The organism is Ornithinibacter aureus, assembly GCF_009858245.1.
Taxonomy (GTDB): domain Bacteria; phylum Actinomycetota; class Actinomycetes; order Actinomycetales; family Dermatophilaceae; genus Fodinibacter; species Fodinibacter aureus.
Map to the genome: position 1 here is coordinate 1,686,181 of NZ_VMSB01000001.1, position 20,341 is coordinate 1,706,521.

Here is a 20,341-nt window from a genome sequence, read left to right on the forward strand (position 1 = left end):
TGCTCGGACGGCCTCCAGTGCCCATGGGTTGGGAGCAGCGGTGGATTCGCTGGCCGGACTTCTGGTTGCCGACCGACAAGCGTGCCGCTCGAAACGCGTTCGGCGAAGCCTGGCGACGGGCCGGGTGGGAACGAGTCGAGATCGCGTGTGGCGGAGGGCGTGGCCGGACGGGTACCGCCCTCGCTTGCATCGCGGTGCTCGACGGCGTCTCCGCCGATGAGGCCGTCGACTTCGTTCGCGAACACTACGACGCAAGGGCAGTTGAGACACCGTGGCAGCGACGCTACGTCGCGCGATTCCCCAGCGAGGGGCGATAGCCGTCGGGTTATGCCCCCTTCCGGACATTCTCGGCCGCCCGGTTCAGGCGTGTCGATTCGGTCGGGCGGTACCCGAGCCCGGATTCTGCTATTCGCCAGAATGCAGCTGGGAGATCTGGCGGAGGGCTCCAAGGGTCAAGCATGATCCCTATGGTTCCCCTACAGAGGAGACAGCATGTCGATCCAGATCAGCGTCGTGATGCTCGCAGTTCGAGACGTTGACCGTGCCAAGCGGTTCTACGTCGAGGGCTTGGGCTGTGAGGTCCGCCAGGACTACCCAGGGTTCGTCAGATGCCGCACTAGTGAAGGATCGTCCGACTTGGCGCTCTACGAATGGGGCGCCTCGGCTGTGGACGCAGGAGTCGATCCCGAAGGCACCGGTTATCGCGGTGTCTCGCTGCATTTCACGGCCGACTCCCGAGGTGTCGTCAACGAGACGATGAAGCGCGCCGTGAACGCGGGCGGCACGGTGGTCAAGCAGCCCACAACGTTGGAGTGGGGCGGCTACGAGGGCTACTTCGCCGACCCCGATGGCCACCTGTGGAAAGTCGCCACGGCGGGCTGATTCGCCACAGGAAGCCGGCGGACTGCACGATCGGTCTACGTCGCAGCGGTAGTTGCTCGTTGGCAGAGAGCAGCCCACGCCGAGGGTCCTTGGCCGGTGACAGCTCGGGGTGGCACACCTCGTAGCCGACTCGAGCGCCTGGCTAGGTTGAAGTCCCGGGCGTTCCACAAGCAGAACCGTTGTCGGGACGCGGAGCCCCGCGGTCGGCTTCGATGGAGCTTCGCTGGTCGACGTCCCGCGAGGGTGTCGGTTGCGGGACGCCGACAACGCGCGAGGTCAGCGTCGTGCCGAGGTGTCAGCGAGTTCGGCCTTCGCCGCGGTGCGCTGCCGCTCGATTGCCCGGTAGACGGTGGATCGTCCGACGCCGAAGAGTTCGGCGACCTCTAAGGTGCTGTACTCGCCGCTGTGTACCAGCGAGACCAGGTGCGCTTCCTGCTTGCGGCTGAGCTTGGGCTGCTTGCCCTTCAACCGGCCCTTGGCCTTCGCGACCTTCATCCCCTCCACTGTGCGGAGCCGGATGAGGTCGGACTCGAACTCGGCCACCATGGCCAGAACGTTGAACAGCAGCCGTCCGACAGCGTCGGTGGGGTCATAGACCGACCCGCCGAGGCTGAGGCTGATCTCCCTTGTGGTCAGCTCGTCGGCAATTGCCCGCGCATCGGGTAGCGATCTGGCCAAACGGTCGAGCTTCGTGACCACGAGCGTGTCTCCTGCGCGGCACGCGGCGAGTGCCTCACGAAGTCCGGGCCGTTCGCGGTTGGTGCCGGTCAGGCCATGGTCGACGTAGATACGGTCGACCTCGACGCCGAGGGCAAGGAGACCGTCGCGTTGCGCGGTGAGGTCTTGTTGATCGGTGGAGCATCGGGCGTACCCGACAAGCAGGGCGTTCATGGCGCACCTCAAAGGGTTGGCCCGGCCGGGCCACGGGCTGTGGTCCGGCCCGAGCATCGGGCAATGTCCCGACTGCACCAGTCAGCGCTGAGCACGCCTTCAGGTGCAAGGCCGCCAGGCACGCGACACCGCCTCGGCCGTGTGTCCCGCTCGTGGCCGCCGTCGACGCCCAGTACTCATGGGTGGCTCAGACGATGGGCGGGGTCGCGTCCCATGGATTGAGGCACGAGACGCCGAGGGGTTCGAAGTGTTTGGTGTTGCGTGTCGCGATGGTCATTCCGGCGGCTTCCGCGACGGCGGCTATGAGGGCGTCGTCGAAGGGTGCGTGCTCGGGAACCCGATAGGTCGCGAGGATCCGGGCCGCCGACAGGTCGAACGGCAGCACCCGATCGGCAAAAGTGGGCAGGACATTCTCCTCGAGCCAGCGACGCAGGAGGGCTCCTTGCTCGTTGTCGGATCGCTCTTTGGCAATCACTCCACGCTCGATCTCCGCGATGGTGAATGCTGAGACGAACTGGTCACCGACGGGAACCGATGCTGCCCAGACCTCGACTGGTCGGTTGCGTCCTCGGACCCGCAACGCGGACGCCACGTTAGTGTCCAAGAGGTACTTCACAGTTGTGCCGAGCGTGCCGTCAGGCCCAGGCGCTCGGGTTCGAAGTCGATGTCGGCACCTTCGTCGGTGCTCAAGAGATCAACGATGGTGACGGGCTCGCCCTCCAGAGCCTTGGTTAAGACGTCGCGCGCCTCCGCCTCGACCGACCGGTGACGCTGCTTGGCACGCGCACGAAGCGCGGCCTTGGTCCCCGCGGGCAAGTTGCGAATCAGGATCTGTTCCATAGAGACCACCTCCGATATCACATCAACGATATCACATCAACGTGCCTACGCCACGACAAGTCAGCGCCACCTCTCAGGGCGACCCTCTGCGACGGCACCCCTCGGCTCCGCGTCGGTCACCGGATGCCGATCGCTCATCGGGACAGTTCCAGTGGAACGGCGGTGGGCGCCGGTCAGTGGCGCCAGCGCCTGAAGAGGAACTAGGAGCCCGCGGACGAGAGTGACCGCGATGCCGTCCGAGCAACTGTTGCGGCTCTGGGTCCTGGACGAGTTCCTCCAGGAAGCGCACCACCAGCACAAGCACCAAAGTTCCGGCGACCTTGGCTTCTAGTTCGTCGAAGGTGTGGGTTGCCAGACTCTCCGGCAAAACCAGGTCGCCGACACAGAGCTCCCACAATCCCAAGCCCACTTGGAGCAGCACAACACCGGCGAGGACCGTGTCGATGCTCTCGAAGAGGTAGACCAAGGGGTCCTCCCGTGGGCCAGTGCGAAGGTCACGGCTGCCATGAACTGGACGGCCTTCCGCCTGCTCAAGCGAAAATGGCCAGATACTGCGTCGATTCCAGGACGCGCCGCAGGGCTGGAGGTTGGTCATGCCTGGCGGCTGATCAGTGGGTGCGGATGTCTCGTGGGCCCTGGCGTTCCGTCTGCGGCGGGTGGGCTGTCCCCGGCGATCAGCAATGCGTGGGCCTTGCGTGAGCTTAACGCGTTCCGGGGGCGTGACGAACCTGCATGATCGCGCCCACGACGATGCCGGCGCCACCGCCCACCATGGTGACGGTGACGGAGGTGGGGTACTCGCGAAGCGCGCCAAGGAGTAGCAGTGTTCCACCTGCTAGCGCCGTGACTGCTACTGCCGACGAGGCGTCGGTCGCGCGCAACCACATGGTGCCGATGATGGCGATGGTCGTTGCGGCGGAGACCCAATACCCAGCGGCGTTACCCACCGGATCGTTGGGGAACAGCCCCCACGAGGACCACAGCGCTCCCACTGCGCTCAGCAGGGTCAACAGCCATCCGATGTCTCGAGATGGTTCCAGTGGTGAGAAGTCCTCGCGTGCCGTGGACTGCCGTCGGGGGTCGGTGGGGTGACTGCCATCAGCTCCCGATCGGCTGACGCTCACGTGGCCTCCTGTTCGTGTGGCATGTCGGATGTAGGCGCACGTGTGTCGCACCTCGTGCGCTGCGTTCGTGACGGGCGAACACCCTTGCGGCCTCCATTCACCTGGACCTCAGGAGGGCGATTCCCCCGAACTCATGCAGCTGTGCGTCGTCGACGAAGGCGATGAGGTTGCCGGCTTGAATTGCGTGCTCGAGGAGGTCGTCAATCAGGTCGTGGGACACAGGCCCCCCACCTTCTCCGGGCGGTCGAGGGTGGACGTAGCCCTGCTCGACGACAAGGGTGCCCGGGGTCCGGCTTGCCACGGCCGTCCAGCACTGGTCCAGCCCGGCCACTACCTGTTCGGGATCGTTGACGGCAGCCCCCTGTGCGTCAGGCTGAGGTGTGACACATCTGCTGAGTTCCTTCCCTTGCACGGGGCGAGAAGCGAGTTGCTACCGATGACGATGACCCTGGCTGATTCCTGCGTCGATGATGGGGGTATGGGACCTCGAGCTGACCGGCCCAAGCGCCGCACCTTCACCGCGGAGTACAAGGCGAACCTGCTGGCCGAGTACGAGGCAGCAGATCGTGGTGAGCGTGGTGCGATCCTGCGCCGTGAGGGCCTGTACTCCTCGCACATCATTGAGTGGCGCAAGGCCGCCGATGCCGGCGCCCGCTCCGGGCTGGCCCCGGCCACCAGGGACCGGCGCGACCGCGAGATCGAGCAACTGCGGGCCAGGGCGGAGAAGGCCGAGGCCGAGCTGGCCCGGACCCGCGCAGCGTTGGACCTGGTGGGAAAAGCACACGCGCTCTTGGAGACGCTCTCCGAGAGCGCGGAGCCGCCGAGGCGGTCGCCGCGGTGATTAACCCGCTGGTCGAGGAGCTCGCCTCGCACACCAACGTCAAGACCGCCTGCGACCTGCTGGGCCGACCCCGCGGCAGTCACTACCGGGCCAAGGCGCCCAAGCCGGCCCGGCAGCCGGGGCCGCGGCCGGCGCCGCCGAACGCGCTCAGCGACGACGAACGCGCCCAGGTCCTCGGTGTTTTGACCAGTGACCGGTTCGTCGACAAGTCGGTGGCCCAGGCGTGGGCGACGCTGCTGGACGAGGGCACCTACCTGTGCTCGATGGCGACGATGCACCGGATCCTGCGCGCCCACGGCGCTGCAGGTGAGCGCCGTGCCCAGGCCACGCACCCGGCGAGGACCAAGCCCGAGTTGGTGGCCACCAAGCCGGGGCAGGTCTGGTCCTGGGACATCACCAAGCTCCGTGGCCCAGAGCGCGGGGTCTATTACGACCTCTACGTTGTGCTCGACATCTTCTCCCGCTTCGTCGTGGCCTGGACGATCGCCGCCTGTGAAGACAGCCAGATCGCCAAAACGATGCTCGAGCAGGCGATGGGAGTGCACGGCATCCCCGAGGCGATCCACGCCGATCGGGGCACCTCGATGACCTCCAAACCGGTTGCCCAGTTGATGGTCGACCTTGGCGTCGCACGCTCGCACTCCCGTCCGCACGTCTCGAACGACAACCCCTACAGCGAGGCCGCGTTCAAGACGCTGAAGTACGCCCCGGTCTTCCCCGAGCGGTTTGGCTCGCTGGCCGACGCCCGCGCGTTCGGCGAGAGGTTCTTCAGCTACTACAACCATGAGCACCGCCACTCCGGGATCGGGTTGCACACCCCGGCGTCAGTGCACTTCGGCACCGCGACCGAGGTCCGCGCCCAACGGCAGCAGACCCTGAACGCGGCCTACACCGCCCACCCCGAGCGCTTCGGGAACCGCCGACCACAGCCACCGAAACTGCCCGCCGTCGCGTGGATCAACCAGCCCTCGCAGGAGGCCCTGATACAGACCGCTTGACGAGACGTGTCTCAACCGGCTTGACACCTTCCGGCCTCGCGCAGAGTCTCCAGAGTCTGCTGACCCCGTCGGTGCAGGTAGTCCTCCAGACACAACGCTGTCGCTGTGAACAGCTGGTCAGGTTTGTTGGCCGTGGGGCCGACGACGGCCCCCGCGAGCCGATGCAGCCACCGCGCACTTCTCCTCAGCTCGTTCACGAGCACCGCGTCGCCGGCCAGGACGAGCGGAGCCGGGCGCTCTGCTCGCAGGCCTGCCATCCAGGGGTCGATCCGGGCGAGCAGGTCGCTGCGGTCGTCGGCCTCGCTCTCCGCGCCGAGCCCGAGCCCCGACCCCGGGTAGGGCCTTTCGAGATTCGGCGAGGCCACCAGCCGCGCACTGCCTACGGGGAGACACTCAATCGTGTCGAGCAGCGTGACGCGTGCGGCAACCCAGTACACGCGAGCTCCGAATTCGTCGACGCGTAGGACCAGGTGCGGTGGGGTCCGGTGCAGCGCCCGGAGCAGGTCACGGGTGGCGAAGGTGGACTCGACCACGACCTTCTGGTGGACCGCCACCGGAAGCGTCCAGGCTCGCGACACGCTGTGGCTGACGAAGAGCGCGAGAGCGTTCTGCGTGCTCGAGTCCTGGGCCATGCGGGCCTGTCGTCGCAGTTCGTACATCAACCCCTCGCGGTCGCCCAACGGTTGGTCGTCGAGGCGTCGCTCGGCGTCGAGGAGCAGGCCTTCGAGGCGTTCGCGGTCCGCGATCGCCATCCGTGCAGCCGGGGTCGTCGGCATCAGCACGGAGATGCAGGGGTAACCACCGGCCGCGGTCAGATGCGCGGCAGCCTCCGGTGTGAGGTCCCGGGGAATGGCTCGGCCGCCCCCGCCGACGTGGTCGGCAACCGTGGTGAGGGGCGAATCCTCCATATCGGGAGCGTGGACTGAGGCGCCGCGCCGGTCACTATGGATCATGATCCTTCTCCTTCCGGACCTTGCACTGCGGCGGTACGCCGCTCGCTGACCGTCATGGCGTCCGCCGGGCGAACCGGCGTGCCCTTCGAACGCGGCCCGCGGTGGGGTGGGTCCTGACGATGTCGATCCGCACGAGCGGGGTTCCCGGCCACAGCTGGGCAATCTCCCCTTCGCGGTCGGCGACGTCGAGTGTCATGCGTCGTTCCCACAGGAGGTGGAGGTCTGGGTCGCGCGAGACCGGGGAGTGGGGCACCGTCAGCACCAGGTGGGCTTCATCGCCGACGGACACCCAGCGGTGGAGCTCATCGACGACGTCCCACGACAGTGGCATTCCTGCGTCGGCGCGCACGTGGGGCCTGCCCTCGCAGCGTCGATTCGCCCCGATGGGCCGTCGTTTCAGCGGGGTGGGGCTCGGCCGGAGCCAGGAGTGTGTCGAGCGCACATTCGTTCGAGCGCGGGTGTCCAGGTCCTCCGATGCCGCGCCGCCATGCCCAAGCCCTCCAGGCCCCCCTCAACGCGCTCGGCTCGTGTTCGAACCTCACCGTCACGCGACTCGCGTCGGGTCCCGCAACCCCCGCGAGGTCTTCGAGACGGTCGCGAAGGTTGCTGTCCGCCGTGGCAGTGCTGCGCCGTCGCACGAACGAGAGCAGTCCGCGGTGCGGGATCGTCAGGGTCACGTGCACGCAGCACCCTGCCTGGAGATGACGTACGACCTCGTCGAGCATCCGTGCGCGACCAGGCACCCGAGACAGGGAGTCGCACGTGGGGGTGGAACGGGTCGCCGCTCGCGGGCATCGCAGCACCAGACAGCCTGAGGAGCATCATGGACGCCTCCCCGCCGCGTCGACGTACGGGCCGTCGGAACCACCCTCGGGCACGGACCCGTGGGACGAGTGTCGCCGGTTGCGCCGTGCCGCTGCGCTCGCCTGCCCGCGCCTGACACCGCACCAGCCGAGCTGACGAGCCGCCCAGAGGCCGAGCCAGAGAGCCAGTCCGAGGAGGATGAGTAGGTCGTCCATGCTGATCACCACCGTTGTCGTCGGTCCGGGCCTCGTTGCCCGGATGGTGATCAGGAGTGGTCTCTCCCGTCCCGGTTATGGAACCCGGTCGCCGAGCTGATCAGTCGGGGTCCGCGAGCGTGGCTACGTCAGTTCCCGCGCTGGCCCACTCGCTCGTCGACCACCAACTCGCCCCTCACGGGCTGCACGACCTTCAGGGTGGAGATTCGAGCTCGTCCTGGGTGCTTGGTGTCCGAGGGGCTCTCGAGAGCCAGGCCGCCTCGGCGATGGCGATGCCGGCAATAGGCACGGTGAGCAGCTGTAGCACGATCGCGAGGCTGAGAGTGATCACCGAGGCCGGACTCGGGTCGAGGATCAGGACACCGAGCAACACACTGACCACGCCAAGTCCGGCGGCCTTCGCGGCCGCGTTGATTCGGGCGTATACGTCGGGCAGCCACAGCAGTCCTACCGCGGCGCTCGCGAACAGCGCGACGCCCACGAGCACCAGCACTCCAGCGGCCAGCTCCTGGGCACTCACGGCGAACGCCGATCGACCAGCCGCGCAAGCGCGACGGTGGTGAGAAATCCGGCCAGGGTTGCCACCATGACGAGGCTGTAGAGGGTCGGCTCGTCGAGTCGCGCCGCCAGGAGCGCCACGGCGGCGATGAGAACCGCGAAGCCAACGTCGGCCGCCAGTGCCCGGTCGGCGTCGGTGGGGCCGCGCACCATCCGCACTATGGCCGCGACGAGCGTGCCTGCGAGCACCAACAGCGCAAGGTCCAGCACCGAGCCCAGAGACGGCTCCACGCCACTCACCCTTCTTCCATTCCGTTGGGGGCCGTGCCGCCCCGCTCCAGCCGGCGGACGGCGTCAAGCAGCTCCGCCTCGAGCCGCGCCAGGTCTGCGCGAAATGCCGTCGTGTCGGAGGCGTGCATGCCGTGCACGATCAGCCGCGTGCGGTCAGGACTGAGGGAGACGGCCATAGTGCCGGGAGTCAGGGTGATCAAGCCCATGTAGGCGGCCACCTCTGCGTCGGTCCGGCACCGCAGCCGCACCTCGACCAGGGCCGGCGCGAGCCGCGGCCGGCCCGTCAGGATGGTCGCTGCGACCTGCACGTTGGCCTTCAGGTAGCGCCACCCGTAGACCACCACGAACAGAGCCAGGCGGACAGGACGAGGAGCACGGGCCCCGGTCATGGCGAGGTCACCGCCTCGACATACGTTCCGACGTCGACCAGACCATCGGCCGCCCGCTCGCAGACAACGAGCAGCGGCTCCGCAGCGAGGCCGAGCGACACCGCCACCCCGGCCAGGACGACCGCGGGGGCCAGCAGCAGCGGCCGCGACGCGATCGCATCGGCCGGGGGCAGGATCGGACCAGAGCGCGACGGGACCACCATGATCGTTGCTTCGGTCGACGGTCCAGCACCCGGTCTCGTCACGGGCTGGGACTCGGGCTGGGGCTCGGGCTGGGTGAAGATGGCGTTCCACAACTTCAGCATCGAGACCAAGGTGAGCAGGCTGACGACCGCCACCGCTGCCACTGCGGCGTACTGGTGCTCGGCGACGGCTGCCTGCACGAGTTTCAGCTTGGCGACGAAGCCGGAGAGCGGCGGGACACCGACCAGTGCCAGTGCGGAGATCCCGAATGCCCCCGCGAGCACGGGTTCCGTGCGGCCGATTCCGCCCAAGAGACGCAGCTCGTCGGTGCCGTGGCGGACCTCGATGGCGCCGGCGCACATCAGTAGCGCTGCCTTGACCAGGACGTACTGGACGAGGAAGAAGATGCCGGCCGCCAACCCGGCGGTGGTGAACAACCCCAGGCCGAGCAGCATGTAGCCGATCTGGCTGACCATGTGAAAGGTCAACACAGATCGAACGGAGCGCTCCCCCAGTGCAGCGAGGACGCCGACCACCATGGTGAGCAGCCCGAGGACGAGGAAGATCCACAACCAGCGTCGGTCGCCGTCGAACACGACGGCATAGATCCGGAACAGCGCATAGACACCAACCTTGGTGAGAAGACCGGAGAAGAGTACGACCACGGCGGGGCCGGCTACGGCGTAGCTGCTCGGGAGCCAGCTGTGCAGGGGCACGATCGCGGCCTTGATCCCCAGGGCCAACAGCACCACTGCGGTCGCGAGCGCAGCCGCCGGGTTGCGGGCAGCACCTGCCAGCTCGCCGAGGTCGACGGTGCCTGTGACGCCGTAGAGCAGGCCGACGCCAGCCAGGAACAGGGTGGAGGCGAGCAGGTTGACGCTGACGTAGCGTTGTCCGGCCGCCAGCCGACGCCGCCCTCCGGATCGGATCAGGAGCACGTAGCTCGGAACCAGCATCACCTCGACGAACACGAACAACGAGAACAGGTCGCCGGTGAGCATCGCGCCGTACACACCGGTGGAGAGCACCAGGGCCAACGCGACGAAGTGGCCGTCGTCCTCGCCTGTCACAGTCGCGAAAACGAGGCTCAGCAGCACCAGCAGCGACGTGACCGCCATCATGAGGGCGCCGAGGACATCGGCGACGAGCACGATCGCGATGCCGGACGGCCAGCCCCCGAGCCGCAGGGTCGCTATGTCCCCGTCGAGGGCGGAGGTCAGCAACACCATGGACGCCACCAGCACAACGACCGTGACGCCCCACCCGACCGCTCGAGCGATCCTTGGCGGGGCACCCGCCGAGCCCGCGCCGCGTCGGGACAGGAGCAAGACCATTCCGACGCCTGCCAAGGGAGCGAAGACCGGCAGCGCCAGCAGCATCGGGCTCATCGGCCCGCCCTCGGTTCGTCCGTCTCGTCCATGTCATCTGCTGCGCTCACGTCCGGGTCTTCGACGGACTCCGCGCGCAGGATCGCCAGCAGATAGACGCTGACCCCGAACGTGATCACCACGGCGGTCAGGACGAAGGCCTGGGGCAGCGGGTCCGCCAAGGCGGCGGGGTCCCCGGCACCATCGCCGACGAAGGGCGCCCGGCGGCGATCGAGACCACCCGACGCCAGCAACAGCACGTTGACGCCATGGCCCAGGAGCACGAATCCGAGGATCACGCGCAGGAGCCCGGGCTGTGCGAGGAACCACACCCCGCCGGCCACCAGCAGGCCGACGATGATCGCCGTGGTCACGGGTGCACCCTTGACGACTCGGGCCGGTGGGTGCGCGCCGCGAAGCGGTCGAGGGCGGCCGTCAGCATACCGAGGACCATGAGCATGACACCGATGTCGAACAGCAGTGCCGAGCCGACACCGACCGCGTCCAGTCCGGGCAGCTTGAACGGCGCCAGCACAGCCTCGCCCTTGGCGCTCGCCAGCAGTCCGGTGCCGAGGGAGACCAAGATCCCACTCCCGACTAGCAGCTCAGGTCGCGACCACCTCGGTAGCCGTCCGTGTGCGATCTGGTGGGTCGCGGCCGCGGCGCCTGCGACGAGGGCGGCGATGAATCCTCCGCCGGGGGCGTCGTGGCCGACGTAGAGCAGGTAGGCAGCCACCAGCGCCGCGCCCGGCACGACCAGCCGTGCGCTCACTTGGAGGAACACCGATGCGGCGGCGCTGAGATGGTCGGCGTCGGCGGGTGGCTCCGGGGTGTGATCATCTGCGGCGGTGGAGCCGAGCAGAGCGAGCAGCCCGAGCGCGACCGCGCCGAGAACGACTGCCTCGCCAAGGGTGTCCATCGCCCGGAAGTCCACCAGGATGGTGTTGACCACGTTGGTGCCTCCGGTCGCCGCCTCGGCGTTGTCGAGAAAGAACGACGAGGCGGTTGACGGACCTCGCCGCCCGGTCAGGGCGTACGTCGCCGATGCGGCGGCGAGCCCGCAGGCGAGCGCGAGCAGCACCGACCACGGCAGTCGCGGCCCGTCCCCGGTGGGCAATCGCGCCGGCAGCCGACGCAGCACCCAGACCACGACGACGGCGGTCAACACCTCGACCAGCACGAGGGTCAGCGCGACGTCCGGCGCGCCAGCGGTCACGAACAGGGCCGCCATCAGCAAGCCGACGAACCCGAGCGCAGCAACGGCCGCGAGGGTGTCACGGGCGACCACTGCGGCCGCGACGCCGAGAGCGAACAAGCCGACCACCACCCAGTCACCCACCGTGTCGGCGGGTCGCACCGGCGGGAGGTTGCGCAGCGTCACGAATCCGACTGCCGCGAGAAAAACGACGCCACCAAGGGGCCGGACAAGGTGGCTCATCGTCCCGCCCGCGCGGTCCGGCTGCCCGACCCGGTATCCGAACGCAATCAGTCCGGCGTGGGCCCGGTCGAACGCTGCCCCGGCGTCGGGAACCACGACCCGGTCGAGCAGTCGGTCCACCTGGTGTCGACGCAGGAAGAGCATCAGCCCAGAGCTGAATGCGATGACGGACATGACGATCTCAGGACTGAGTCCGTGCCAGAACTGGAACGCCCCCAATGGCTCGCCAGGCACGACATCGGCGCCGGCTCGTGCCACGAGCGGGTTCAACAAGTCGATGCCGGCGCCCAGGACCAACCCGGCCAACGCCGCGATCGCCGCTGGGGCCAGGAACGCCGGCGACGGCTCGTAGAGGCCGGGTTGGTGAGTGCTGCCGCCGAAAGCGCCGTAGACGATGCGCAGCCCGTAGGCCGTGGTCAGCGCCGATGCGGCGACTGCGATCGAGCCGGCGACCAGCCCCGCCGCTGGGGCGAAGTCGGCCTGGAAGATTCCTTGGAAGAGGTATTCCTTGCTCACGAAGCCGAGCATCGGCACGATGCCGGCCATCGAGAGTCCGGCCAGCGCTGTCATCGTCGCGGTCACCGGCATCACCCGCCACAGCCCGGACAGCTCCCGGATGTCGCGACTACCTGCCTCCTTGTCGATGATTCCGACGAGCATGAACAACGTCGCCTTGAACAGCGCGTGGGCGATGGTGTGGAGCATGGCGGCGGCAAGAGCGATCGGGGTGCCGACGCCGATGGCGGCAACCAGCAGCCCGAGCTGGCTGACGGTCGAGTGGGCGAGGATGGCCTTCAGATCGTGCTGGCGCAGGGCCATGAAGGCGCCCCACAACGCCGAGGTCAATCCGATCGAGACCAGGAGCGCCGACCATGCGGGCACGCCCGAGAAGATGGGCGAGACCAGCATCAGCAGGTACACACCGGCCTTGACCATCGTCGCCGCATGCAGGAAGGCGCTGACCGGGGTCATCGCCACCATCGCACCGGGTAGCCAGAAATGCAGCGGCACCTGGGCCGACTTGGTAAACGCGGCGAACGCGATCAGGGCGCCGATCGGCAATGCCAGCGGTGACGCGAGGATCACCTCGCGGTCGGCCAGGATGTCGCTGATTGCCGTGCTCCCGGTGACCACGGTGAGGAGCACCACGGCTACCAGCAGGGCCAGACCGCCGGCTGCGGTGATCAGCAGAGCCCGCCGGGCCGGCCGGGTGGCCCGGCCCCCGGCCAGCCCGAGCAGCAGGAAGGAACAGTAGGTGGTGGCCTCCCAGAACACGAAGAGGAGCACAACATCGGCGGCAAGCACCAGCCCCAGCATGGCGGCCGCGAACAGCGTGAGCAGTCCGTAGATGGCCCCATGGGGATCGTGCGAGCTCAAGTAGCGAGGGCAGTAGGCCATGATCAAGGCGCCTACGCCGAGCACCATCAACGCGAACAGCGACGAGAGTCCGTTGAGCCGCAGGGCGAACGAGACCCCCAACGACGGCAACCAGTCCATGGAGGTCTCGACCGTGCCCCCGTCAAGGATCTGCGGCACGTGGAACGCGATCAGGATCGCGACCCCCGCGAAACCAGCGGCGAACACGTAGCCGAGCTCCCGGCCCAAGCCCAAGCGGGCAAGGAGCGGAGCCAGGACGGCCAAGACCGTCAAGGCGCTCAGGGCGAGCAGCACGTCGGCCTCCTCCGGTCGTGACGCTCGTCGGACATCCGGAGCCTCAGGACGGCGCCAGCGGCTCGCGAGCCGCGCGACGCCGACCAATCTCGTAGGCCCCGAGGACGACCAAGGTGATCGCGACCAACGGCAAGGTGAACCAGATCATCATGGCCGTGAAGCCCCCGAGCGCGTCGTGCTCGGTGGCTGCCAGCACCACGTAAGCGGTGAACGCGGCGTACAACCCGACGAACAGCGCGCCCTCCCAACGGGCGATGGCCATCCCGGTGAAAGCCACGGGCAGCAGCGCGACCGCTGCGGCGATCATGAGCGGGATGTCGAGGGCCACGGCCGCGTCTGCGACCGGTACCCCGTCATCGGCCACCAAGGCGGCGACGCCCAGCACAGCAGCGATGTTGAAGATGTTGCTGCCGACGATGTTGCCGACCGCCAGGTCGCGCTCACCGCGTCGAACAGCAATGAGGGACGTCGCCAGCTCAGGGAGCGAGGTACCTACCGCAACCACCGTGAGCCCGACCACCAGGCCACTCACCCCAAACCCCTCAGCGATGCCGACCGCACCCTCGACCAGCAGCTGCGCTCCGACGACCAACAGCGCCACCCCGCCGAGCACCGCCAGGAGGAGCAGCCACACCGGTCGTTCCTTCTCGCCCACTGTTGACTCGCGGACATACGGCGCACTGCGTCGCCCCACAACGACCGACACCGCGGTGTAGACGACTATCACCGTGACCAGAAAGAACCCGTCAGCAAGGCTCAGGCGGCCGTCCAGCGACAGCAGCAACAAGCACATTGACACCCCGACCATCACCGGCACGTCCAGACGAATCAACTGTGCGCGCACCGTCAACGGTAGGAGCAGCGCGGAGGCACCCAGGATCAGTAGGACGTTCACGATGTTGCTGCCCACAACGTTGCCGACCGCCAAGTCGGGTTGCCCTTCCAAGACCGCGCCGACAGTGACGGCCATCTCTGGCGACGACGTGGAGAAGGCCACCACCGTCAACCCGATGACCAGCGAGGAGAGGCCGACACGAGCCGCGAGATCCGATGCCCCCCTCACCAGAAGCTCACCGCCACCGACCAAGATGACCAGCCCGATCGCCACAAGAGCGACGTCGACTGCGCTCACAGGCTGAGAGCAAGACTCTGAGCGCGCCCGGCCGCTGATAGGCAATGGCGGTCCGCGATCAGCGGCGCGGCAAGCTCTGTCCGGGTGCCGATGAGTACTGCCATCCTCGCAGGCAACTGGCGCTGCCTGACTGGCCGGATCGAAAAGGACATCGACACTGCTCCTGACGGTCTCGGAAGGTCCTCCCGACGTCGATCGGTCGAGGCGGAACACTGGGGCGGAGATGCAGGCCGGAATGATGATGGCCCAGCGTTGAACTCACTTCCAATGCGTAGCAAATCACGCGAATCCTACCGCGCATGTCAAAATCACGCGAATCCTACCGCGCATGTCAAATGGACGTGTGAACCGCCCCGGTGAGTCGGGAGACTCAGTGGTTTGAGAGCTCCAGTTCCTGCTGGGCTCGTGTTTGAGCGTAGTAGGCGATCTCGAGGTCGGCCGGTGGGATGTCACCGCAGTACTCGTAGAGCCGGCGATGGTTGAACCAGTCGACCCACTCGGCGGTCGCGATCTCGACGGTGTCCAGGGTGCGCCATGGCCCGCGTGGTTTGATCAGCTCGGTCTTGTACAGCCCGTTGATCGACTCGGCCAGAGCGTTGTCGTAGGACGAGCCGACGGAGCCGACCGAGGCGGCGATGTTCGCCTCGGCGAGGCGTTCGGTGTACCGGATCGCGGTGTACTGCGACCCTCGATCCGTGTGCGCCACAACCGATTCCAGCGAACGACCCTCACGTTCGCGCGTCCAGACGGCCTGTTCGAGGGCGTCCAGGACCAGCTGGGTGGACATGCTCGAGCCGCACCGCCAGCCGATGATCCGTCGGGCGTAGGCGTCGATGACGAACGCGACATACACCCACCCGCTCCACGTCGAGACGTAGGTGATGTCGGCGACCCAGAGCCGGTCTGGAGCCAGCGGGGCGAAGTCGCGCCGGACCAGGTCACGCGCCCGCGGGCCGGCTGGGTCAGCGATCGTGGTGCGCTTGACCTTGCCCCGGACCGCGCCGGTAAGGCCGTCCTCGCGCATCAGCCGCTCGACCGTGCACCGTGCCACCGCAATACCCTCGCGGTTGAGCTGGAGCCACACCTTGCGCGCCCCGTACACGCCGTAGTTGCCGGCGTGGACGCGGCGGATCTCGCTGAGCAGCACCGCATCCCGATGCTCCCGCGCGGTGGCTGGCCGGTTCACGTGTGCGTAGTACGTCGACGGGGCGATCGGCAGCCCGTGCTCGGTCAGCACGGTGCAGATCGGCTCGACACCCCAACGCAGGCCACCGTTGTCGCGCTCCTCACGGCGGTCGGCGTGCTCGCGGATGAACTCCACGATCAACGGGAGGGCCGGTCGAGCTCGGCTCCGAAGAAAGCCGCCGCAGCCTTCAGGATCGAGTTTGCCCGCCGCAGCTCGGCGTTCTCTCGTTTCAACCGTTTGACCTCGGCCGACTCCTCGCTGGTGACGCCAGGACGGGCGCCTTGGTCGACCTGGGCCTGGCGCACCCACTTACGGACGGTCTCTGCGGTGCTCACCCCCAGCAGCTGGGCGACCTTGCCCATCGCCTCCCAGTCCGTGGCGTGATCCTGGCGGATCTCCTCGAACATGCGCACCGCCCGCGACTTCAGCTCAGGCGGGTACCTCTTCGACGTGTTCCCAGACATGACTCCAACCTTCCCAAGGTTTGGAGTCTCCCGACATGCCGGGGCGGTTCAGTGAGCCAAGTTGCAATCCACGCCACCGCGTCGCCCGGGTCAATCGACCACTCGTAGCCCAGCCATCCTCGCCTCGAGGTACGTCGACCAACGCGGCGCTGCCGGCGTCGCATACCCACGCATGGAATGACCGCAGCGGGAACCTCTTGCGGGGCGCGGTGAGTTCCTGGAACGACCGGGACACCTCGCGTCCCGAAAGACCCGTCCGGTTAGGCGACCGGGACAGGCCCCCTCTAGGGGGCGAACGGAACGTCCGGTGGGCCAATTCAACCCTGCAGCAGAGCGCTGCCAAGTCCTACCGGTAGAACGCCCTGGCCGGGTAGCCCACAGTGGGCGCAGAGACGCGACCTCGGGATGTATCCGCTCGTCGATGCCGTGCCGCGTCGCCCTCGATGAGTCGGGCTCAGAGAACCGGGGCCGTGCCGTGCAGGGTGTGCTCGCAGGAGACGGGCGCTTTAGGGCGTGCTCGGCCATCGGTGCAGGGATTGCAAGGCGTTGAACGACACGCGTAGGCCGGTTTCGCTGTCCACCCATCTGCCGTTGACCGGCGTCTCGCTGGGTTCGCTGTGCTGGTGGGAGCCGTTGGCGTGGGCGATTGCTGCCAGGACGAGGTCGGTGTGGTGCCGGTCGAGCCCGGGAACCGTTTCATGCAGGAAACCGCGGGCGATGCCGTGGGCGATGCGCAGCACGCGGAGCTCGCCGCTGGAGGCTGCGAGGATGTGGCTATCGAGATGCCCGTCGAGCATCTGACCGAGAACGTCCCAGTCGATGATCTCGGCAGGGTCTTCGCCTGGGGTGGAGACGATGGTGACGAGGGCGGCGCGTCTGGTCCATCCGCTGCGGATGAGGAGCTCAACGGCGGCCTCGTCGGGGTAGATGCCCGCGGCCCATTGCCGCAGTCGGGCGTCACGGTCAGCGTCGGTCGTGATGGTCATGCTGTCCTCCTTGCAAGGCGGGGTGCCCAAATGTCTTGTGTGGGTGCAGGTTGCCCGACGTCGGGTCCTGCTGGTCAGGCGACCGAGACGCTGTTGATGGCGCCGCGGAGGGGTCGTGGCCCTGTGGATAAGCCCAAACCCCGGCCCGGCTGAGACCGGGCAGCTGGCTGGCCGCGTCCGTCGATGTCCCGGGTCGGAGGGGTCGCGATCGTCGGACCTGGCATGGGGCGGCGGTAGTCACCGTTGTGCGCCGGTGCGCGCAGTGGCCGCCGCGCTCGAGACGCGGGCTCGGGGCTGACGGGCGGCCGAGGGTCGGGCCTTTCGCGCTTGCGGGGGGCGGGCTTGAGCCGGCGCGGTCAGTGGGGTCGCTGCGCTGGACATCGCGTGGGAGGTGGTGCTGACGTGACGAAGCTGTGCGGTGATGAGCTCGCGTACTGGTGGTGGAGGTGGCACGGCGCGGTCGGCGACCAGGGCCCGGGGGTCGACCCAGGCGGCATCCGGGCGCTCAGTACCTGGTGGCTTGCGGCCGGCCTCGAGCGGGGTCAGGAACTGTTGGGCGGCTCGGGCACTGACTGTCGTTGCGGGGTGGAGGGCGGCGTCGTGCAGGAGCAGCGAAATTTGGTGGGGTGCCTCCAGGGCGCCGAGGAGGGTCGCGGTGGTGGCGGGCAGGTGGACGCGAGTGGCGATGGTGGCGGGGTCGGCCAGGGTGGTGCCGGTCATGACGATCTCGGAGAACGTGTGGGCGACCTCTGAGCCGGCGGCTCGCAGGTCTGGGGTGACGCTTCGGTGGGTGTGGCTGGTCAGGTCCCGGACGGTGGCGTGCAGGGTTCCCCAGGCTGATTCGGCTGCGGTGAGGTGCGGTTGCAGTCGCGCGTGGTAGGCCGGAGCGTCCAGAACGCCCTGGGAGGCGGCGGCGTCCAGGACGGTGCGGGTCATGGCCAGGGTGTGGGTTTGGACGCGGGTGAGCTCGGCCAGGTTGGCCGTGGTCGGTTCGCGGGCCAGGGCCCGGTGGGTGGCGATGTCCCACCCGGCCAGGGCCGCGGACAGCCGGTCCTGGGAGGGGGGGGCACGGTGCTCGAGTGCAGGGTCGCTGGGGAAGGTCCGGTAGACCTCCCTGCCGGCGACGGCCTCGAACGTGGCCAGTCGCTGCTGGGTGCTGCGCAGCGCCGAGCCGATTCGGGGTGTGGACGTCCCGGGCCGGGGGTGGGCGCGCAGCTGGGCCTGGACGGCGACGTTGATGGCGTGGGCGGCCACGTACAGGGTGTGAAGGACGCGTTCGCGGGCGACGCCAGCGTCCGCCAATACGGCGGGGGTGAGCAAGGGTGCGGGGCGACGGTGGCTGGCGACCATGTCGTGCGCGCGGATGAGGTTCCCGGCGATGGCCAGGAGCTGGTCGTCCGGGGGTCCGTCGCCTGGCCAGAACCGGTTGCGCAAGTGCTGGTGCATAGAGGTGGCCATGAGCTGCAGCCGTTCACCGGTCTGGTCCTGGCTGCGCGCCCCGGGCAGCGCGTGGACCCCCGGCCCGCCGCCGCGGCGGGGCAGGATCGCTAGGAACTCGTGGCCGGCCTGGACGACCTCGGGCCACGTGCGCACCATCGCGGCCGCGTCGAGGGCGTCCGGGTCGAGCAGCAGCCGCCGGGCGGTGAGGTCGCCCTCGAGGAGGAGCTCGCCGACGCTGAGCCGGCTCGGTGCCTTCATGGCGTGACCGCCTGCGCGAGCTCGAGCAGGAAACCCAGCGAAATGCCGAGCCCCCCGGGAAGGGGCTGGACGTGCTCGGCGTCCAGCGCGACCCGCACCGCGGTCGCCGCCGCGGGCAGCCCGGCAGGGTCCGGCACGACGAACCCAGCCGTGTCGCGCGCGGGCAGGAGGGCGAGAACCTCTCCTGCCAGGTGCTGCGCCTGGCAGGCCACGACGTGCAACCGGACGTCACGTGAGTGCTCGCTGGCGCGGGAAGCGTCATCTCCCAGGACCGCCAACGCGGCGGCGAGGTGGTGCAGTGCGACCGTCCGCTCCGCACTGGGCAGGACGTACAGGCCGGGCACGAGGCCCGAAACGTGTGAAGTGTTCATATATCCCTACGCATTCCAAGGCGTCCTTGGGGGCCACTTCTGGGCAGACGACTTTTGTTGACCCGCCGCTGAAGGCCCCACTGTCACCCGGTCCTGGACTGTTGGGCCGACCTCTCGGCGGCCTGTGGATAACCCGTGCCGGGGTGTCAGTGGTGTGCGCGACAGTGACCGTGAGGACCCACAGGCCCGGGTGAAGGGAGCCGTTCCCCCCGTCGGGACCGGGGACGAAGGAGGCGATCGTCGTGACTGCGTCGACGTCACTGGTGGGGTGGTGCCGCGCATTGGTGCCCATCACGGTCAGCGGCGTGGTGCTGCTGATCGCCGCCGGGTCCATGCCCGCCCTGCCGGCGCTGGCCTTGGTCGGCGGGTTGGGCGCGGCCACCGTCCTGCTGCGGTTCGGGGTGGGTGAGCAGCTGGCGTGCCGCGCCCTACACGGCGCGCGATCCCCCACCGCTGCGGAGGCCGCGGTCATGGCCCCGGCGATCACCCGGGCGTGCGCCGCCGGGCTGGGCCCGCCCCTGGTGCGGCTGGCAGTCCAGCCGCACGGACAGGGCTTGGTCGCGTTTGCGTGCGGCGGCTCCACTGTCGTGGCGCCCCGCGACTTGGTCGTGGCCGTTCACCACGGCCGCGTCACCCACGAGCAGGCCGCGGCGAGCATCGCCCATGCCGCCGCGATCTGTTCAGCCGGGCTGACCCGGGGCCAGGTCGCCCTGGCCGTGTGGTGCCTGCCCTGGGTCGTGCTGGAGGGCGTCGTGGCGGCCGCGGGACGAACGTTGCGTGGCGTCGCGCTGCTGCGGATGGCATGGCGTGCCCGAGTCGTCGTCGCAGGGATCGCGGTCGCCCAGAACGCCGCCGACGGCCACCCTTGGATGGCTGCCCTTTTGGTGGTCCTCATCGGCGCGACCTACGCGCAGCCTGCGCTGACCCGGCACTGGCACCGGCGACTAGCCCTGGTCGGCGACGACACCTTGGCCGAGCACGGGCTGGGTGGGCACTACGCGGGGCTGCTCGCCCTCTCCGGGCACCGCGTCGACCTGGAACGCCACGCCCGCCTCACCCGGCCGCGAGACACGGACCGCACCGGCGGTGTTGTGCTCTCCCTGACCTGAGTGACGCGGC

20 protein-coding genes and 3 pseudogenes are annotated in these 20,341 nt (G+C 68.5%); 4 read left to right on the plus strand and 19 right to left on the minus strand.

Features of this window, described 5'->3' with window-relative positions; translation table 11 throughout:
• Positions 1–23 precede the first annotated feature (23 nt).
• Positions 24–317 carry a protein-tyrosine phosphatase family protein gene (locus C8E84_RS18525; RefSeq protein ID WP_425495950.1) on the plus strand — a complete coding sequence of 98 codons (294 nt, stop codon included), beginning with the start codon at positions 24–26 and terminating at the stop codon, positions 315–317.
• A 175-nt stretch (positions 318–492) separates the two neighbouring features.
• Positions 493–882, plus strand: coding sequence for a VOC family protein (locus tag C8E84_RS07975; RefSeq protein ID WP_159901061.1), 390 nt, complete (start codon positions 493–495; stop codon positions 880–882).
• Between the two features lie 276 nt (positions 883–1,158).
• On the opposite strand, the gene C8E84_RS07980 is transcribed toward C8E84_RS07975, so the two are convergent.
• The 6 genes and pseudogenes from C8E84_RS07980 to C8E84_RS18360 form a co-directional block, all read right to left on the minus strand.
• Positions 1,159–1,773 (minus strand): recombinase family protein, encoded by a 615-nt coding sequence (locus C8E84_RS07980; protein ID WP_159901063.1) that lies wholly within the window; start codon positions 1,771–1,773, stop codon positions 1,159–1,161.
• A 187-nt stretch (positions 1,774–1,960) separates the two neighbouring features.
• Positions 1,961–2,377: a PIN domain-containing protein gene (locus C8E84_RS07985; RefSeq protein ID WP_246196846.1), complete on the minus strand. Its 417-nt coding sequence runs from the start codon at positions 2,375–2,377 to the stop codon at positions 1,961–1,963.
• Positions 2,378–2,385: 8 nt separating this feature from the next.
• The gene (locus tag C8E84_RS07990) at positions 2,386–2,613 is read right to left on the minus strand and encodes a FitA-like ribbon-helix-helix domain-containing protein (protein ID WP_159901067.1); all 228 of its coding nucleotides are present in this window, start codon (positions 2,611–2,613) and stop codon (positions 2,386–2,388) included.
• A gap of 331 nt (positions 2,614–2,944) precedes the next feature.
• Positions 2,945–3,208, minus strand: a pseudogene (locus tag C8E84_RS18530) (hypothetical protein); the annotation flags it as partial.
• Positions 3,209–3,314: 106 nt separating this feature from the next.
• A complete protein-coding gene (locus C8E84_RS08000; RefSeq protein ID WP_159901071.1) occupies positions 3,315–3,623 on the minus strand; it encodes a hypothetical protein in 309 nt (102 codons plus the stop codon).
• Positions 3,624–3,834: 211 nt separating this feature from the next.
• On the minus strand, positions 3,835–3,957 hold the full coding sequence (locus C8E84_RS18360) for a hypothetical protein (RefSeq protein ID WP_281348924.1): 123 nt from the start codon (positions 3,955–3,957) through the stop codon (positions 3,835–3,837).
• 258 nt (positions 3,958–4,215) lie between these two features.
• On the opposite strand from C8E84_RS18360, the pseudogene C8E84_RS08010 reads away from it, so the two are divergent.
• Positions 4,216–5,576 (plus strand): annotated as a pseudogene (locus C8E84_RS08010) (IS3 family transposase).
• A gap of 11 nt (positions 5,577–5,587) precedes the next feature.
• Here C8E84_RS08010 and C8E84_RS08015 read toward each other — a convergent pair.
• From C8E84_RS08015 to C8E84_RS08075, 13 genes and pseudogenes are all read right to left on the minus strand, one after another.
• Complete coding sequence (locus C8E84_RS08015) at positions 5,588–6,484, minus strand: hypothetical protein (RefSeq protein ID WP_159901073.1); 897 nt, start codon at positions 6,482–6,484, stop codon at positions 5,588–5,590.
• A 97-nt stretch (positions 6,485–6,581) separates the two neighbouring features.
• On the minus strand, positions 6,582–6,878 hold the full coding sequence (locus C8E84_RS08020; protein ID WP_159901075.1) for a hypothetical protein: 297 nt from the start codon (positions 6,876–6,878) through the stop codon (positions 6,582–6,584).
• An 863-nt stretch (positions 6,879–7,741) separates the two neighbouring features.
• Positions 7,742–8,068 (minus strand): monovalent cation/H(+) antiporter subunit G, encoded by a 327-nt coding sequence (gene mnhG / locus C8E84_RS08025; protein ID WP_068324857.1) that lies wholly within the window; start codon positions 8,066–8,068, stop codon positions 7,742–7,744.
• Entirely contained in the window at positions 8,065–8,337 is a 273-nt protein-coding gene (locus C8E84_RS08030; RefSeq protein WP_211675446.1) for an MrpF/PhaF family protein, read from the minus strand. Before C8E84_RS08030 ends, mnhG begins: the two co-directional genes overlap by 4 nt.
• A gap of 5 nt (positions 8,338–8,342) precedes the next feature.
• Positions 8,343–8,726 carry a Na+/H+ antiporter subunit E gene (locus tag C8E84_RS08035; RefSeq protein ID WP_159901077.1) on the minus strand — a complete coding sequence of 128 codons (384 nt, stop codon included), beginning with the start codon at positions 8,724–8,726 and terminating at the stop codon, positions 8,343–8,345.
• Positions 8,723–10,297, minus strand: a complete 1,575-nt coding sequence (locus C8E84_RS08040) for a monovalent cation/H+ antiporter subunit D family protein (RefSeq protein WP_159901079.1) — start codon at positions 10,295–10,297, stop codon at positions 8,723–8,725. Before C8E84_RS08040 ends, C8E84_RS08035 begins: the two co-directional genes overlap by 4 nt.
• Positions 10,294–10,650 (minus strand): sodium:proton antiporter, encoded by a 357-nt coding sequence (locus tag C8E84_RS08045; RefSeq protein ID WP_159901081.1) that lies wholly within the window; start codon positions 10,648–10,650, stop codon positions 10,294–10,296. Before C8E84_RS08045 ends, C8E84_RS08040 begins: the two co-directional genes overlap by 4 nt.
• A complete protein-coding gene (gene mbhE, locus C8E84_RS08050; protein ID WP_159901083.1) occupies positions 10,647–13,385 on the minus strand; it encodes a hydrogen gas-evolving membrane-bound hydrogenase subunit E in 2,739 nt (912 codons plus the stop codon). Before mbhE ends, C8E84_RS08045 begins: the two co-directional genes overlap by 4 nt.
• Positions 13,386–13,428: 43 nt before the next feature.
• On the minus strand, positions 13,429–14,517 hold the full coding sequence (locus C8E84_RS08055) for a calcium/sodium antiporter (protein WP_159901085.1): 1,089 nt from the start codon (positions 14,515–14,517) through the stop codon (positions 13,429–13,431).
• A gap of 370 nt (positions 14,518–14,887) precedes the next feature.
• Positions 14,888–16,167: pseudogene (locus C8E84_RS08060) on the minus strand (IS3 family transposase).
• 506 nt (positions 16,168–16,673) lie between these two features.
• Positions 16,674–17,153: a hypothetical protein gene (locus C8E84_RS08065; RefSeq protein ID WP_159901089.1), complete on the minus strand. Its 480-nt coding sequence runs from the start codon at positions 17,151–17,153 to the stop codon at positions 16,674–16,676.
• A gap of 237 nt (positions 17,154–17,390) precedes the next feature.
• On the minus strand, positions 17,391–18,851 hold the full coding sequence (locus C8E84_RS08070; protein ID WP_159901091.1) for a hypothetical protein: 1,461 nt from the start codon (positions 18,849–18,851) through the stop codon (positions 17,391–17,393).
• On the minus strand, positions 18,848–19,222 hold the full coding sequence (locus tag C8E84_RS08075) for a hypothetical protein (RefSeq protein ID WP_159901093.1): 375 nt from the start codon (positions 19,220–19,222) through the stop codon (positions 18,848–18,850). Before C8E84_RS08075 ends, C8E84_RS08070 begins: the two co-directional genes overlap by 4 nt.
• 242 nt (positions 19,223–19,464) lie before the next feature.
• Here C8E84_RS08075 and C8E84_RS08080 point away from each other — a divergent pair, with 242 nt between their 5' ends.
• The gene (locus C8E84_RS08080; protein ID WP_159901095.1) at positions 19,465–20,331 is read left to right on the plus strand and encodes a hypothetical protein; all 867 of its coding nucleotides are present in this window, start codon (positions 19,465–19,467) and stop codon (positions 20,329–20,331) included.
• Positions 20,332–20,341 lie beyond the last annotated feature (10 nt).